The sequence below is a fragment of the Streptomyces sp. NPDC006208 genome (genome assembly GCF_040613775.1).
Taxonomy (GTDB): Bacteria; Actinomycetota; Actinomycetes; order Streptomycetales; family Streptomycetaceae; genus Streptomyces.
The window spans coordinates 1-15544 of sequence record NZ_JBEXSW010000062.1 but is presented as its reverse complement, the minus strand read 5'-3'; the positions used below and the strand labels follow the sequence as shown (position 1 = coordinate 15544).

14 protein-coding genes, 2 tRNA genes and 1 pseudogene are annotated in these 15544 nt (G+C 69.1%); 12 read left to right on the top strand and 5 right to left on the bottom strand.

Annotation, left to right across the window (positions count from 1 at the left end):
- Nucleotides 1–5 precede the first annotated feature (5 nt).
- A complete protein-coding gene (locus tag ABZ208_RS34645; protein WP_356913408.1) occupies nucleotides 6–1391 on the bottom strand; it encodes an amino acid permease in 1386 nt (461 codons plus the stop codon).
- Between the two features lie 261 nt (nucleotides 1392–1652).
- Here ABZ208_RS34645 and ABZ208_RS34640 point away from each other — a divergent pair, with 261 nt between their 5' ends.
- Nucleotides 1653–2273: a biotin transporter BioY gene (locus ABZ208_RS34640; protein WP_356913407.1), complete on the top strand. Its 621-nt coding sequence runs from the start codon at nucleotides 1653–1655 to the stop codon at nucleotides 2271–2273.
- A gap of 91 nt (nucleotides 2274–2364) precedes the next feature.
- Here ABZ208_RS34640 and ABZ208_RS34635 read toward each other — a convergent pair whose 3' ends face one another.
- On the bottom strand, nucleotides 2365–3807 hold the full coding sequence (locus tag ABZ208_RS34635; RefSeq protein ID WP_356913406.1) for an amino acid permease: 1443 nt from the start codon (nucleotides 3805–3807) through the stop codon (nucleotides 2365–2367).
- 194 nt (nucleotides 3808–4001) lie between these two features.
- On the opposite strand from ABZ208_RS34635, the gene ABZ208_RS34630 reads away from it, so the two are divergent.
- Nucleotides 4002–4490 carry a ribose-5-phosphate isomerase gene (locus tag ABZ208_RS34630; RefSeq protein ID WP_356913405.1) on the top strand — a complete coding sequence of 163 codons (489 nt, stop codon included), beginning with the start codon at nucleotides 4002–4004 and terminating at the stop codon, nucleotides 4488–4490.
- Between the two features lie 205 nt (nucleotides 4491–4695).
- Nucleotides 4696–5505, top strand: coding sequence for a DNA-formamidopyrimidine glycosylase family protein (locus ABZ208_RS34625; protein ID WP_356913404.1), 810 nt, complete (start codon nucleotides 4696–4698; stop codon nucleotides 5503–5505).
- A gap of 51 nt (nucleotides 5506–5556) precedes the next feature.
- On the opposite strand, the gene ABZ208_RS34620 is transcribed toward ABZ208_RS34625, so the two are convergent.
- Nucleotides 5557–6786: a GNAT family N-acetyltransferase gene (locus ABZ208_RS34620; RefSeq protein ID WP_356913403.1), complete on the bottom strand. Its 1230-nt coding sequence runs from the start codon at nucleotides 6784–6786 to the stop codon at nucleotides 5557–5559.
- Between the two features lie 106 nt (nucleotides 6787–6892).
- Here ABZ208_RS34620 and ABZ208_RS34615 point away from each other — a divergent pair, with 106 nt between their 5' ends.
- Nucleotides 6893–8038, top strand: coding sequence for a PP2C family protein-serine/threonine phosphatase (locus ABZ208_RS34615; RefSeq protein ID WP_356913402.1), 1146 nt, complete (start codon nucleotides 6893–6895; stop codon nucleotides 8036–8038).
- Between the two features lie 48 nt (nucleotides 8039–8086).
- Entirely contained in the window at nucleotides 8087–8548 is a 462-nt protein-coding gene (locus tag ABZ208_RS34610; protein WP_356913401.1) for an HD domain-containing protein, read from the top strand.
- Nucleotides 8549–8554: 6 nt separating this feature from the next.
- On the opposite strand, the gene ABZ208_RS34605 is transcribed toward ABZ208_RS34610, so the two are convergent.
- A complete protein-coding gene (locus ABZ208_RS34605) occupies nucleotides 8555–9721 on the bottom strand; it encodes an acyltransferase family protein (RefSeq protein WP_356913400.1) in 1167 nt (388 codons plus the stop codon).
- Nucleotides 9722–10166: 445 nt separating this feature from the next.
- Between ABZ208_RS34605 and ABZ208_RS34600 the strand changes: the two genes are divergently transcribed.
- A complete protein-coding gene (locus ABZ208_RS34600) occupies nucleotides 10167–10361 on the top strand; it encodes a hypothetical protein (protein WP_328400588.1) in 195 nt (64 codons plus the stop codon).
- 102 nt (nucleotides 10362–10463) lie between these two features.
- On the opposite strand, the gene ABZ208_RS34595 is transcribed toward ABZ208_RS34600, so the two are convergent.
- Nucleotides 10464–10534, bottom strand: a tRNA-Gly gene (locus tag ABZ208_RS34595).
- 141 nt (nucleotides 10535–10675) lie between these two features.
- Here ABZ208_RS34595 and ABZ208_RS34590 point away from each other — a divergent pair.
- The 6 genes and pseudogenes from ABZ208_RS34590 to ABZ208_RS34565 all read left to right on the top strand — a co-directional run.
- A tRNA-Pro gene (locus tag ABZ208_RS34590) sits at nucleotides 10676–10752 on the top strand.
- 147 nt (nucleotides 10753–10899) lie between these two features.
- The gene (gene tig, locus ABZ208_RS34585) at nucleotides 10900–12294 is read left to right on the top strand and encodes a trigger factor (protein ID WP_356913399.1); all 1395 of its coding nucleotides are present in this window, start codon (nucleotides 10900–10902) and stop codon (nucleotides 12292–12294) included.
- Nucleotides 12295–12601: 307 nt separating this feature from the next.
- Nucleotides 12602–13207 carry an ATP-dependent Clp protease proteolytic subunit gene (locus ABZ208_RS34580; protein ID WP_356913427.1) on the top strand — a complete coding sequence of 202 codons (606 nt, stop codon included), beginning with the start codon at nucleotides 12602–12604 and terminating at the stop codon, nucleotides 13205–13207.
- Between the two features lie 58 nt (nucleotides 13208–13265).
- Nucleotides 13266–13955, top strand: a complete 690-nt coding sequence (locus ABZ208_RS34575) for an ATP-dependent Clp protease proteolytic subunit (protein WP_328400592.1) — start codon at nucleotides 13266–13268, stop codon at nucleotides 13953–13955.
- Nucleotides 13956–14099: 144 nt separating this feature from the next.
- Nucleotides 14100–15383 carry an ATP-dependent Clp protease ATP-binding subunit ClpX gene (gene clpX / locus ABZ208_RS34570; protein ID WP_328400594.1) on the top strand — a complete coding sequence of 428 codons (1284 nt, stop codon included), beginning with the start codon at nucleotides 14100–14102 and terminating at the stop codon, nucleotides 15381–15383.
- A gap of 67 nt (nucleotides 15384–15450) precedes the next feature.
- A pseudogene (locus ABZ208_RS34565) lies at nucleotides 15451–15544 on the top strand (potassium-transporting ATPase subunit C); the annotation flags it as partial.

Below are 15544 nucleotides of genomic sequence, written 5' to 3'. Positions count from 1 at the left end.
GTCGGTCAGCCGCGCCGATCCCGTATCTCGCGCACGGCCGAGACCAGCAGCACCACGGCCGTCGCACCGGCCGACCACAGCACCTGCGGACGGGCCGTGTCATCGGTCAGCATCAGCACCAGCACCGCGGCCATGGCGGCCAGCGTCACCCAGGTCAGCCACGGGTACCCCCACATCCGCAGAGTGAGCACTCCGGGGGCCTCGCGCTCGATACGGCGGCGCAGCCGCAGTTGCGAGACGGCGACCAGCGCCCACACGAACAGCAGGACCGCGCCGACCGAGTTGAGCATGTAGAGAAAGACGGAATCCGGCCACTTCAGATTCAGCAGTACGGAGACGAAGCCGAAGGCGACCGAGGCGAGGACCGCCCGGCGCGGCACCCCGCCCGCGCTCACCTTGAGCAGTCCCCGCGGCGCCTCGCCGCGCTCGGCGAGCGAGAAGACCATGCGGGAGGAGCCGTACAGCGTGGCGTTCAGCGCGGACAGCAGAGCCACGAAGACGACGATCTCCATGATCTGCCCGGCGTGCGGCACCCCGATCTCGTCCAGTACGGCGACGAAGGGGCTCAGCCCGGCCCGCTGTGCGGTCCACGGCAGCAGCGTCACGATGAGCAGCATCGAGCCGACATAGAAGAAGAGGATGCGGACGACCGCACTGCGTACGGCCCGGGCGACCGCGCGGCCCGGGTCGTCGGTCTCCGCGGCGGCGATCGTGACGACCTCCAGGCCGCCGAAGGCGAAGATGACCGTGAGTACGCCGGAGACGACGCCGTCCCAGCCGTTCGGCAGAAAGCCGCCGTCCCCGGTGAGATGGGTGAATCCGACCGGGTCGGTGTCCGGCAGCAGCCCGAGGACGGCGAGCGTGCCGAGGCCCAGGAACAGCACGATCGCGACGACCTTGAGGGCGGCGAACCAGAACTCGAACTCGCCGAAGTTCTTCACTGCCGTCAGGTTGACGAGGGTGAAGACCAGTATGAAGACCAGCACCCAGCCCCACTGGGGGAGTGCCGGCGCCCAGCCGAGCGCGATCTGCGCCGCCGCGGTCGCCTCCACGGCCAGCACCACCACGGTGAGGAACCAGTAGAGCCAGCCGATCGAGAAGCCCGCCCAGCGGCCGAGTGCCCGCTCCGCATGCACCGAGAAGGAGCCGGAGGCCGGCATGGCCGCGGACATCTCGCCCAGCATCCGCATCACGAGCATCGCGATCGTGCCCGCGATCAGATACGAGAGCACGATGCCGGGCCCGGCAACGGCAACTCCCGCGCCCGAGCCGACGAACAGCCCGGCCCCGATCACACCGCCGAGCCCCAGCATCGTCAGATGACGCTGCTTGAGCCCGTGTTCGAGGGGTTCGGCCTCGGCGGCCAGGGGCGTGGGCGGCGCATCGTGCATGACGTTCGGAACTCTCGGATCACTCGGGGGGAGTTATGGGGTCCCTACAGTCTCGCCCGGCTCTACCCCGTGAGGCAAAATCGGGCATCATGCTCCCGACCTGAGTGATGAGTCTCACGTGATCACCGGGGTGGAGACCTCTCTTTGTCCGAACTCCACCAACACCTGAGGCTGTGCTTTGTGGACGGCTGATGGTGATCACGTGACGGAGCGTGGGCTACGGTCACCGTGTTCGAACTGCCCTCACCCTGCGGAGTCCTGATGAGTACTGCTGCCGCCCCCCTCCGATCCGGTGGGGTTCACCTTGCCGCAGGCAAGGTGCCGGTTCTGGCGGACCTGCTGCCCGCCGCCCGCGCCCGGTACGCCGTGGACGCCGCACTGGTGGCCGGCGGCGCGGCGCTCACCGGCATCGCCGCCCAGATCGCTGTTCCGGTCCCCGGCTCCCCGGTCCCGGTCTCCGGCCAGACCTTCGCCGCCCTGCTGGTGGGCACCGCACTCGGCGCCCGCCGCGGCTTCCTCTCGCTCGGCCTGTACGCGGTCGCCGGTGCGGCGGGCATGCCGTGGTTCGCGCAGGGCACGTCCGGCTTCGGGATGCCGTCCTTCGGCTACATCCTCGGCATGCTGCTCGCCGCCACCGTCGTCGGAGCCCTGGCCCGCCGCGGCGCCGACCGCTCGGTCCTGCGCACCGCGGGCGCGATGGCCGCCGGCTCCGTGATCATCTACGCGGTCGGTGTCCCGTACCTGGCCCTCGCCACCGGGATGTCGCTGTCCGCCGCGATCTCCGCGGGCCTGGTGCCGTTCCTCATCGGTGACGCGCTCAAGGCCGCGCTGGCGATGGGCGCGCTGCCGACCGCCTGGAAGCTCGTCGGCCGCCGCGGCTGAGAGGCTCGGTACCTGCGCCGCCCGTACATACGCCGCAGCCCCGGCCCGCACGAAGCGGACCGGGGCTGCGGCGTTGATGCACGGCTGCGGGTCAGCCGGCGCTGACCGAGGACTTCGACTTGCGCACGCGGTCGAGCACCACGCCGATGGTCACCACGACCGCGGCGACCAGCACCGACAGCAGCACGACCTCGCGGTTGGCGTCGTCGAAGAGCATGTAGCCCAGTACGAAGGTGATCATCGCGGCGGTCGCCCAGGTGAGGTACGGGAAGAGCCACATCTTCACCGTCACCTTCTCCGGCGCCTCGCGCATGAGGATCTTGCGCATCCGCAGCTGGGTGAAGCAGATCACCAGCCAGACGAACAGGGCCACGGCGCCCGAGGAGTTCAGCAGGAACAGGAACACCGTGTCCTTGAACGCGTAGTTGAAGTACACGGCGGCGAAGCCGAAGACCACGGAGCCCAGGATCGCCCACGTCGGCACGCCCTTGGCGTTGACCTTGGCGAACGCCTTCGGCGCGTCGCCGCGCTGGCCCAGCGAGAAGGCCATGCGGGAGGCGGTGTACAGGCCCGAGTTGAGGCAGGACAGGACCGCCGTCAGCACGATGACGTTCATGATCTGGCCGGCGTGCGGGATGCCGATGGAGTCGAGGGCAGCGACGTAGGAGCCCTTCTCCACGATCGACGAGTCGTTCCACGGCAGCAGCGTCAGGACGACGAAGATCGAGCCCAGGTAGAAGACGGCGATCCGCCAGATGACGCTGTTGGTGGCCTTGGTGACCGCGCGCCGCGGGTCCTCGGACTCGCCGGCGGCCAGCGTGACGATCTCGCTGCCCATGAAGGAGAAGACCACCATCAGCACACCGGTGAGGATGGCGCCCGCGCCGTTCGGCAGGAATCCGCCGGCGTCGGTGAGATGGGCGAAGCCCGCGCCCGGGTTGTCGGAGCCCGGCAGGTAGCCGAAGACGGCCAGCAGACCGACGACCACGAAGGCGCCGATCGCGACGACCTTGATGCCCGCGAACCAGAACTCGAACTCGCCGTACGACGAGACCGACGCCAGGTTGGTGACGGTCAGCACGACCATGACGATCAGGGCCCAGGCCCACTGCGGCACCGCCGGCATCCAGCCCTCCAGGATCACCGCACCGGCCGTGGCCTCCACGGCCAGCACGACGACCCAGAAGAACCAGTACAGCCAGCCGATGGAGAAGCCGGCCCAGCGGCCGAGCGCGCGGTCGGCGTACGCCGAGAAGGAGCCGGAGTTGGGGCTTGCGGCGGCCATCTCGCCCAGCATCCGCATCACGAACACGACGAGCACGCCGACGAGTGCGTAGGACACCAGGATGGCGGGACCCGCCGCGGCGATGCCGCCGGAGGAGCCGACGAACAGGCCGGCGCCGATCACACCGCCGATGGCGATCATGGACAGGTGGCGGTTCTTGAGACCGGCCTGGAGACCGTCGGAGGACTGCGGATTACCGGCGTTTCCGGTCTGCCCGCCTTCCTTTGTGAGGGTCGTCTGCGAGCTCATGGACGATTCCTTAGGTTCGAGAACACTCGGGTTACGAGCCCAGGCATTGAAACCCGGTACTCATCGGTACGGAAGGTCCAACTCCGGATCGTGACTCTCCCCACAGTCATGACATCGCCCGGCCGCCCCCGAGTGGACCAAGGTCCCGACCCCGCTGACCGCTACCCCCGCTTCCGCATGCCACACTCGGAACCATGCGCGTGTACCTCGGCTCCGACCATGCCGGTTTCGAACTCAAGAACCACCTCGTCGAGTGGCTCACGGCCCACGGCCACGAGCCGGTCGACTGCGGCCCCCACATCTACGACGCCCAGGACGACTACCCGCCGTTCTGCCTGCGTGCCGCGGAGCGGACGGCCGCCGACGAAGGCAGCCTCGGCATCGTGATCGGCGGCTCCGGCAACGGCGAGCAGATCGCGGCGAACAAGGTCAAGGGCGTGCGCGCCGCGCTCGCCTGGAGCGAGCAGACCGCGGCCCTCGGCCGCGAGCACAACAACGCGAACGTCGTGGCCATCGGCGGCCGGATGCACTCGGTGGAGGACTCGACCAAGTTCGTCGAGATCTTCCTGAACACCCCGTACTCGGGTGAGGAGCGTCACACCCGCCGCATCGAGATGCTCTCCGCGTACGAGGCCACCGGCGAGCTCCCGCCGATCCCGGCCCACCACCCGCAGCAGGGCTGACCCGAACGCCGCAGGCGGGCCGGTTCGCCGGCCCGCCCCGCGCGACGGGGCGCTCGCCCCCGCCATGACGCCGATCCGTGGCCGAGGCCCGGGACAGCCGTCGCAACGGGTGGGACCGGACATCCCCGCCGTGGGCGAAGCCCCGCGACCCGCCCTGCGCCTGAGGCCGGGGGCGAGAGCCGCCGCACGACCACAGGAGACCGCCGTGCCCGAAGGGCATACGATCCACCGCCTGGCGGAGGACCATCTCCACCGCTTCGCGGGGTGGAGCGTCCGGGTCAGCAGCCCCCAGGGCAAGTTCTCGGACAGCGCCGCCCTCCTCGACGGGCGCGTGCTCGACGGCGCCGACGCGCACGGCAAGCACCTCTTCCTCGGTTTCCAGGACACGGGCTGGGTGCACATCCACCTCGGCCTGTTCGGCAAGCTCGGCTTCGGCACGACGCCCGCCCCGCCGCCCACCGACACCGTCCGGCTGCGTCTCCTCAACGAGAGCCACTACGCGGACCTGCGCGGCCCCACCACCTGTGCCCTCATCACCGACGGGGAGAAGCAGGCGATACACGACCGGCTCGGCCCCGACCCGCTGCGGCCGCACGACACCCCCGACCGTGCCTGGGCCCGGATCTCCCGCTCCCGCACGACCATCGCGGCGCTGCTCATGGACCAGAAGATCATCGCGGGTGTCGGGAACGTCTACCGTGCCGAAGTCCTCTTCCGGCACGGCATCGACCCGTACCGGGCCGGCCAGGAGCTCACACGGCGTCAGTGGGACGCGATCTGGAGGGACCTCGCCGAACTGATGCGCGAGGGTGTACGCAACAATCGCATCGACACGGTCCGGCCGGAGCACACCCCCGAGGCGATGGGGCGGCCGCCCCGCGCCGACGACCACGGCGGAGAGGTCTACGTCTACCGACGGGCCCATCTGCCGTGCCACATCTGTGGCGGCGAGATCCGCACCGCCGATCTCGCCGCCCGCAATCTCTTCTGGTGCCCGGCCTGCCAGGCCGCCTGAAGTTCCGGTCGCCGCACAGCAGCCGGGGCACGTTCTCCTGGAATCCGTTTCCTAGAATCCGTGCGGCAGCCAGGGCGCGACATCGGAGCCGAACGCCTCGGACGCCTCCGCCAGCGCCCCCTCCCGCAGCTCCCGCACCCGCCCCGCGCCCGCGAGCGACGTCAGCGACACACCGCCCAGGTACGCCGCGCCCAACTCCCGTACGGACAGGGCCAGATCCGCGTTCTCGTCCGTGCGCTTGCAGGACGCGCCCTTGCTGTCACCGCTCAGCCGCCAACACCCCTCGTTCCACGGGCAGAAGTCGTCCCGGACGGCGAACACCACATCGACCGGCGTCCGGTAGGTGCGCGCCTGCAGCGCGGCCCCCAGCTCCACCAGCCGTACGTGCAGCGCGTCCCGCACCGTCGGCCCGCAGCGCCGGATGTCCGTGACGAGGTGCAGCAGCGGGTCGTCCACCGGCCGGTTGCGGGACCGCACCGTCGAGGTCAGGTCGATCTCGCACACGAACCGCCACAGCGCCGCGTACGCCGCCGGGTCCAGCGCGTCGATGTGCCGCACCAGGATCGAGCCGGCCGGTCCCGACCGGTCCCAGTGCGGCTTGTTGTGGAAGCGCACATAGCCCACGACCTCGCCGTCCCGCTCGGCCAGCACGCACTGCATCGGGGAGGCGCCCTCCCGGTCGCCAGGCGGGTCGAGCAGCGGCAGGCGCTCCCAGCCGGGACGGCGGGCGAGCATGCCGGGCCGGCTGCCGACCGTGCGCAGATACACCGCCTCGCACGCCTCGGCGCTCTCGGCCACCGGTGCGAACCGCAGCCGCACGTCGTCCGTGCCCGGCGGCGCGGCGATCCGCACCCGCGAGGAGTCGATCTCGAGCGACAGCTGGTGGGTCGCGATGCCGTAGCCGAACCGGCCGTAGATCTCCGGCTCGGACGCCGTCAGCACGGCGAGCGGCTCGCCCCAGCCGCGCACATCGTCCAGCTGACGGCGCATCATCGACGTGAGCACCCCGCGCCGCCGGTGCGTGGCCGCCACGCTCACCATGGTCACCCCTGCGGCGGGCACGAACGCGCCGCCCGGGACCGACACCGCGAAGGTGAACGCCCCCGCGGTCCCCACGCACTCCTCGCCGTCCCACGCGCCGATCGAACGCTCGACCTCCGTCAACGCGTCCCACAGCTGGCGCTCCTGCCGGGTCTCGCCGACACCACCGAACGCGAGCTCCAGCTTCCCGTACCAGACGTCCCACTCGGACCGCCGCAATACCCGCAGTTCAGTCGTCATGAGCCATCCCTACCAGGCGTACGCGACCCGTCGCGACCCGATTTGGAACGCAATGTCGCGGGGTCCCCCTGCACGCGGGGCGGGCGGGTGGATAAGGTCCACGGCAATGGCCCGCCGCTCTGCAGCAGACACGTTCACGGCCCGGATGCGTAAGAAGACGCACCGGGCCCGCATAGCCCTGCGCAAGTCCGGGGTCGACTACTTCCGGGGCGACGGCTCCGACTGGATCGCACTGGCCGGGCTGCTGCTGACCATCCCGGCGATCTCGTGGGGCACGATCGCGGCGCCCGTGTGGTGCGCCCCCGCCGCCCTGGTGCTGCCGATCGTGGCCGGCGCCCTGCTGCTGCGGCCCGCGAGCCTGCTGGGCCTGTACGCGGCCGCAGCGGCCGCCCTGATCGTGGAGTCCATAGCGCTCGGCCCGTACACCGAAGGACCGGCCCGGGTCACCCCGGGGACCGTCCTGGTGGTCGCGGCCTGCGGCTTCTTCGGACTGCTCATCGCACAGTTCCGCGCCCGGGTCGGGGTGCCCTGGCGGCGCGGCGGCACCATGCTCTTCGACCTGCGCGAACGCATCCGGGTGCAGAGCGCTCTGCCCCGGCTGCCGCAGGGCTGGCACCGTGAGATGGCGCTGCGCCCGGCCGGCGGCCAGTCCTTCTCCGGCGACTTCGTGGTCGCGGCCCGCACCAACGGCGGCCGCACCCTCGAGGTCGTCCTCACGGACGTCTCCGGCAAGGGCATGGACGCCGCCTCCCGTGCCCTGCTGCTGTCCGGAGCCTTCGGCGGGCTGCTCGGCTCCCTGCCGCCGCACGGCTTCCTGCCCGCGGCCAACGGCTATCTGCTGCGCCAGGACTGGGACGAGGGCTTCGCCACCTCCATCCATCTGGTCCTCGACCTGGACTCCGGCGACTACGAACTGTTCTCCGCGGGCCATCTGCCCGCCCTCCAGCTCCACGCGGGCAGCGGGCGCTGGGAGGAGCAGGGCGCCGACGGCCCCCTGCTCGGCATCTACGACGGAGCGCAGTTCGACCCGATCAAGGGCACCCTGCGCGCCGGGGACGTGCTGATGCTGTTCACGGACGGCCTGGTGGAGGCCTCGGGCCGGGACATCAGCGAGGGCATCGACCGCCTCACCGGCGAGGCGGACCGCTATGTGGCGTCGGGCTTCGAGGGCGCCGCCTGGCATCTGATCGAGGCGGTCGCCAAGGACGTCAACGACGACCGTGCCCTGCTCCTGCTGCGCCGGCAGAGCTGACAGCAGGGTTTCTCACGGATCGGGTGAAGCGGCCCGTACAGTCGTGCCATGGCGCAGCAGAACCTGACCCTGGCCGAGATCGAGGCGATCGCCCGCGAGGCCCACGCGGGCCAGAAGGACAAGTCGGGGCGTCCCTACACCGAGCATCTGGCGGCCGTGGCGAACGGGGTGCGCGGGCGGGGCGGCAGCGAGGAGCAGATCGCCGCCGGCTGGCTGCACGACGCCATCGAGGACGATGCCCTGAGCCAGGAGTGGCTGGAACGGGCCGCGCTGCCGCAGTCCGTCAAGGACATGGTCCTCGCGCTCAGTAAGCGCGAGGGCGAGGACCTGGCGTCCTACACGCGGCGCATCCTCGAGACCCCGGGCGCACTCCTCGTCAAGGAGGCCGACCTCGCCCACAACACGAACCCGGCCCGGCTCGCGGCCCTGGACGAGGCGACCCGGGCCCGGCTCACCGAGAAGTACGCGAAGACCCGGGCCTTGCTCGGGCTCACCGACGGCCAGGAGTGAGCAGGCTCAGCGCCGGGGCCCCAGCTCCGACGCGTCCCGCTTGAACGCCCACTTCATCTCCGGCTCGGTCACGCCCTTGAGCAGCTTCCGCACGGGGGGCGTGCACAGCAGGGTCACTGCCACCGCCGCGACCAGGGTCACCAGGATCTCGCCGCCCGGGGTGCTCAGCCACGGGTTCTCCTCGTAGAGGCCGGCGTACTCGGCGCCCCTGAGCAGGAACCCGTGCAGCAGATAGCCGCAGATGGTGCCGGCGCCCAGCACCGTGAACCACGTCCGGCGGCCCGGTACCCAGGCAAGGAAGCCGATCGTCGCCACCACGGCGCATCCGAAGAGCGCGAAGGTCATCACGCCGCCGGTCCACCACGGAACCCCGAGCTCCTGCACGGAGTCGGTGTGGTAGAACCACTTCACGTTCATCCGGGGAGCGGCCCAGTACGCGACCAGCACCGCGGCCGCGAACATCGGCACCGCCAGCAGCCGCACCTCGCGGCGCCGCACCAGCTGGAAGTGCTCGGGCTTCAGGCACAGGCCCAGCACGAAGAACGGCAGGAACTGCAGCACCCGCTGGAGATTGAGATCGGCCCCGACACCCGGCGTGACCGACGCGAACGCGGCGATGGCCAGCGCGACGGGCACCGGCCACCGGATGAGCTTCCACAGGGGTGTGGTCAGGCGCCAGATGAACAGCGCGGCCAGGAACCACGTCAGGTAGTACGGGTCGAGCAGGGTGATCGGCTGGTCCGGATCGTCGTTCCCGTAGCGGTCGAAGAGCGAGTAGGCGACCTCGAAGACGAGGTACGGCACCGCGATGCCCGTCAGCAGCCGCTTCAGCTGATGCGGCTTGCCGGCGTAACTCCTCGACATGTAGCCGGAGATGAGGATGAAAGCCGGCATGTGGAACGTGTAGACGACCATGTACAACGCATGCGTGGCCCGGCTGCCGTCCATCAGCGGCTCCCAGGCGTGGGCCACCGCCACCAGCACCATCGCCAGGAACTTCGCGTTGTCGAAGTAGGCGTCTCGTCCGGTGGACCGGTCGGAAGACGGCACGGCCGCCTTCCGGTCGGCCGTGACCGGGGCGGACATCGTCGTCTGCGGGGTCATTGCGACGGGCTCCGTCTCCCGGGTCCGGGGGAGCGGGGCCCTCTGATAACCATGCGGAGCGTGGAACATCTGAGGCACCTTAGCCTCGTCCATTCGATTTGGTAAATCGTGCTCCGCGTGTCGTCCATTCACATCTGAAACTATCGGTAACCGCCCGCTATGCCCCAATTAATCCCTCTTCAAGGGGACGTATCGGCCAGGGGTGGGTGCTTGGGTGAATTACCTCACTGGCCGTCTTCGGATTTCTCGTGACCAACGTGTGGGGACATGGAAACGATCGCGATCAATTCAAGACGGTATTCACCCGGCCGGACCTGCGTCGCAGTCGCCGGCAGGCGTCGGCCGTCGGCGGCCCGGTGCACAACGCCCCGTACAGGGTGTGATCTTGGCCGGGACGATTCACCACCGGGCAGCAAGGGCAAGGGGGTTGGTGGCACGATGTGCGGGGCGGGGGTGCGCTGGCCGCGCGCTCCCGGGCCGGTAAGGCGGACCGACCGAGGGTGTGTGATCAGTTGTGGCCATTTCACTGTCTGTGGTGCTGCTGTTGGCGATCGTCCTCGTGGTGCTGATCCGCAGCGGGTCCATCAAGGCGGGGCCGGCGATCGTCGCTGCGCTCTTCGGCTTCTTCCTCGCCTCGACGGGCATGGCCCCGTCGATCAACAGATTCCTGGACTCGATAGCCGAGACGATCAACCAGATCAGTTTCTGACGCGGACGGGTTCCGACCGCACGCCCGTTCTCCGGCCGGGCCGGGAACGGCTTCGGGCCCGGCAGGTGATCCATCACCTGCCGGGCCCGAAGCCGTACACAGAGCGGGCGACGGGAATCGAACCCGCGTAGCTAGTTTGGAAGACTAGTGCTCTACCATTGAGCTACGCCCGCATGCTCGCACCGCAGGTCACGACCGTGCGGCACGAAGAGCATCGTAGCGGTTTCCTGCCGCTCACCGCACACCCCATTCCGGACGCCGGGAAAACGGCACGGCACACGGCCTGCGGGCATGTACCCTACGGTTCGCACCGACGGGGTGTGGCGCAGCTTGGTAGCGCGTCCGCTTTGGGAGCGGAAGGTCGTCGGTTCGAATCCGGCCACCCCGACCAGGAAGATCGCGTTGTGAGGCTCCTCCTGCTTGCCGTTACTATGCAAGCTGCGTGCCCGTGTGTCTGATGTGCCGGGCCCGATCCGCTGAACCGCTGAATCGCAGCGTCAGCGAACCCCAAGAAGTCAGCCACCAAGGAGACCGAACCGTGAAGAGCGCCGTGGAGACCCTGAACCCGACCCGGGTTCGGCTCACTGTCGAGGTGCCCTTCGAGGAGCTCAAGGACAGCCTCGACGCGGCGTACAGGAAGATCAACCAGCAGGTCACGGTGAAGGGCTTCCGCAAGGGCAAGATCCCCGCCCGAGTGATCGACCAGCGGTTCGGCCGTGGTGCGGTGCTGGAGGAGGCCGTCAACGACGCGCTCCCGAAGTTCTACACCGAGGCGGTCAACGAGGCGGAGATCAATCCGCTCGGGCAGCCCGAGGTCGACATCACCGAGCTGAAGGACGGCGACACGCTGAACTTCACCGCCGAGGTCGACATCCGCCCGACGATCGAGATCCCGGACTACTCCGGCATCGAGGTCACCGTCGACGCCGTCGAGGTCACCGACGAGGACGTCGAGAAGTCGGTCGAGCAGCTGCGTGAGCGCTTCGCCTCCACCAACCCCGTGGAGCGCGCCGCCGCCGAGGGCGACGTCGTGACGATCGACCTCGAGGCCAAGGTCGACGGCGAGGTGCTGGACGACGGCGTTGCCAACGGCATCACCTACACCATCGGCTCCGGCGAGCTGCTCGACGGCATCGACGAGGCCGTCACCGGCCTGGAGGCCGGCGGCGAGGCCACCTTCACCTCCGAGCTCAAGGGCGGCAGCGCCGAGGGCAAGGAGGCCGAGGTCTCCGTCAAGGTGACCGCCGTCGCGGCCCGCGAGCTCCCCGAGCTCGACGACGACTTCGCCCAGATGGCGAGCGAGTTCGACACCCTCGATGAGCTCAAGGCGGACAGCCGCCAGCGCCTCGAGAACATGAAGCAGTACGACCAGGCCACCCAGGCCCAGGAGCGTGTCCTCGAAGAGCTGCTGAAGCTGGCGGAGGTCCCGATCCCCGAGAAGCTCCTCGAGGACGAGATCAACACCCGTAAGCACAACCTCGAGCACCACCAGCTCGGCCAGATGGGCATCGACCTCGCCAAGTACCTGGAGATCCAGGGCAAGTCCGAGGAAGAGTTCGACGCCGAGACCAAGGAGCAGGCGGTCAAGGGCATCAAGACCCAGTTCCTCCTCGACGAGCTCGTCAACAAGGAGAAGCTGAACGTCAACCAGGAGGAGCTCACCGAGCACCTCATGCGGCGTGCCGCCTCCTCCGGCATGAGCCCCGACCAGTTCGCCAAGGCCGTCGTCGAGGGCGGCCAGGTGCCGATGCTCGTCGGCGAGGTCGCCCGCGGCAAGGCGCTGGCCGTGGTCGTCGAGTCGGCCAAGGTCGTCGACACCAACGGTGAGGTCGTCGACCTCGAGGACGAGGACGAGACCGAGACCGCCGCCGAGACGGTCGAGGGCGTCGTCGAGGCCGAGTCCGGCGAGGCCGAGGAGAAGACCGAGGCCTGAGCCTCGCGCTGATCCCGCGACGGGCTCCGGACGCCATCACGCGCGCCGGGGCCCGTCCGCATACCGGTGCCCCACCGCGGCCGCAAGGCCGCAGGTCGGGGACGCATTCCGGTACGTCTGCGCGCCTTCGAACAGGCACCGCTCACCTTGCGCTCCGAGCGAACAGTTCGGGAACCGGGATGGCGGCCGCCCACCTGCGCGTTAGGGTCCATGAATACGAGGGCAGGTCACTGACCGCCCCGGGTACGAAGACGCTGAGACGGCAGGCAGCCGTCAGAGACGAGCAGGTGGATACGTGACGAATCTGATGCCTTACGCCGCCGGTGAACCGTCCATCGGTGGTGGCCTCGGCGACCATGTCTACAACCGGCTGCTCGGCGAGCGCATCATCTTCCTCGGCCAGCAGGTCGACGACGACATCGCCAACAAGATCACGGCGCAGATGCTGCTCCTTGCCGCTGACCCGGACAAGGACATCTACCTCTACATCAACAGCCCCGGCGGTTCGGTGACGGCCGGCATGGCTGTCTACGACACCATGCAGTACATCCCGAACGACGTGGTGACCATCGGCATGGGCATGGCCGCCTCGATGGGCCAGTTCCTGCTGACGGGCGGCGCCGCGGGCAAGCGCTTCGCGCTCCCCAACACCGACATCCTCATGCACCAGGGTTCGGCCGGACTGGGCGGCACCGCCTCCGACATCAAGATCCAGGCCGAGTACCTGCTGCGCACGAAGCAGCGCATGGCGGAGATCACCGCCCACCACTCGGGTCAGACTGTCGAGACGATCATCCGCGACGGCGACCGCGACCGCTGGTTCACCGCGGAGGAGGCCCGGAACTACGGCCTCATCGACGAGATCATCTCCGCCGCATCGGGCGTCCCCGGCGGCGGCGGCACCGGCGCCTGATCCCTCGCGGCCGCAGCCGGCGCACCTGCCTGACCTACGCCCACAGAACGCCACCAGGATGGTGAACACCGACATGAGCAACTTCTCCGGCCTCTCCGGCGCCGCCAGCGGCCTCTACACCGGCCCTGCGGTGGACAACCGCTACGTCGTCCCGCGCTTCGTCGAGCGCACCTCGCAGGGCGTGCGTGAGTACGACCCGTACGCGAAGCTCTTCGAGGAGCGCGTGATCTTCCTCGGCGTGCAGATCGACGACGCGTCCGCCAACGACGTCATGGCGCAGCTGCTGTGCCTGGAGTCGATGGACCCGGACCGCGACATCTCGATCTACATCAACAGCCCTGGTGGCTCCTTCACCGCGCTGACGGCCATCTACGACACGATGCAGTTCGTGAAGCCGGACATCCAGACGGTCTGCATGGGCCAGGCGGCCTCCGCCGCGGCCGTGCTGCTCGCAGCCGGCACCCCCGGCAAGCGGATGGCCCTGCCGCACGCCCGCGTGCTGATCCACCAGCCGTCTTCGCAGACGGGCCGGGAGCAGCTCTCCGACCTGGAGATCGCGGCCAACGAGATCCTGCGCATGCGCGTGCAGCTGGAGGAGATGCTGGCCAAGCACTCCACCACCCCGATCGAGAAGGTCCGCGACGACATCGAGCGCGACAAGATCCTGACCGCCGAGGACGCGCTCGCGTACGGCCTCGTCGACCAGATCGTCTCCACCCGCAAGAGCACGGCCGCAGCGGCCGCCTGAGCGGTCCGGCGCCCTTGGCGCGGTACACGACAATGTGAACCGCGCCAAGGGGGGCCCGAACGGGGGGCTCGGCAAGGTACCGTCGGATATGAGGCACCAGGAGCGGCTGAACCAAGCCGCTCCCAGGCGAAGGGGAAGCACCTCGTGGCACGCATCGGTGATGGCGGCGATCTGCTCAAGTGCTCGTTCTGCGGCAAGAGCCAGAAGCAGGTGAAGAAGCTCATCGCAGGACCCGGTGTGTACATCTGCGACGAGTGCATCGATCTCTGCAACGAGATCATCGAGGAGGAACTCGCCGAGACCTCCGAGGTGCGGTGGGAGGAACTCCCCAAGCCGCGCGAGATCTACGAGTTCCTCGAAGGCTATGTCGTCGGGCAGGAGCCCGCGAAGAAGGCCCTCTCGGTAGCGGTCTACAACCACTACAAGCGCGTCCAGGCCGGTGAGAACGGCGGCGCGCAGGGCCGGGACGACGCGATCGAGCTCGCGAAGTCCAACATCCTGCTGCTGGGCCCCACGGGCTCGGGCAAGACGCTGCTGGCCCAGACGCTGGCCCGCATGCTGAACGTCCCGTTCGCGATCGCGGACGCGACGGCGCTGACGGAGGCGGGCTATGTCGGCGAGGACGTCGAGAACATCCTGCTCAAGCTGATCCAGGCGGCCGACTACGACGTCAAGAAGGCCGAGACCGGGATCATCTACATCGACGAGATCGACAAGGTCGCCCGTAAGAGCGAGAACCCGTCGATCACCCGGGACGTGTCGGGCGAGGGTGTCCAGCAGGCACTGCTGAAGATCCTGGAAGGCACCACGGCGTCGGTGCCCCCGCAGGGCGGTCGCAAGCACCCGCACCAGGAGTTCATCCAGATCGACACGACGAACGTGCTCTTCATCGTGGGCGGCGCGTTCGCCGGCCTGGAGAAGATCATCGAGTCGCGTGCGGGCGCCAAGGGCATCGGCTTCGGCGCCACGATCCGCTCCAAGCGCGAGATCGAGGCGAGCGACCAGTTCCAGGAGGTCATGCCGGAGGACCTGGTGAAGTTCGGGATGATTCCGGAGTTCATCGGCCGTCTCCCGGTCATCACCTCGGTCCACAACCTGGACCGCGAGGCCCTCCTGAAGATCCTGGTCGAGCCGCGCAACGCACTGGTGAAGCAGTACCAGCGCCTGTTCGAACTGGACGGCGTGGAGCTGGACTTCGACCTCCCGGCCCTGGAGGCCATCGCCGACCAGGCGATCCTGCGCGGCACGGGCGCACGCGGCCTGCGGGCGATCATGGAAGAGGTCCTGATGTCGGTGATGTACGAGGTCCCGTCCCGCAAGGACGTGGCGCGCGTGGTCATCACGGAGGACGTGGTCCACAACAACGTGAACCCGACGCTGGTGCCGCGGATCGTGAAGGACGACGGCCGCCACGAGAAGAGCGCGTAGCGCACAGGGCTTGAACACGAAAGGGGCGCCCGGCCGGTTGAACAACCGGCCGGGCGCCCCTTTCGTGCCGGACCTCAAGTGGTTCCAGCCCCGTCCCTCCAACGGTCTGGGCAGCAACAGCGTCAACACCCCGTACTCGCTGATCCTCTCCGGCGCGACGA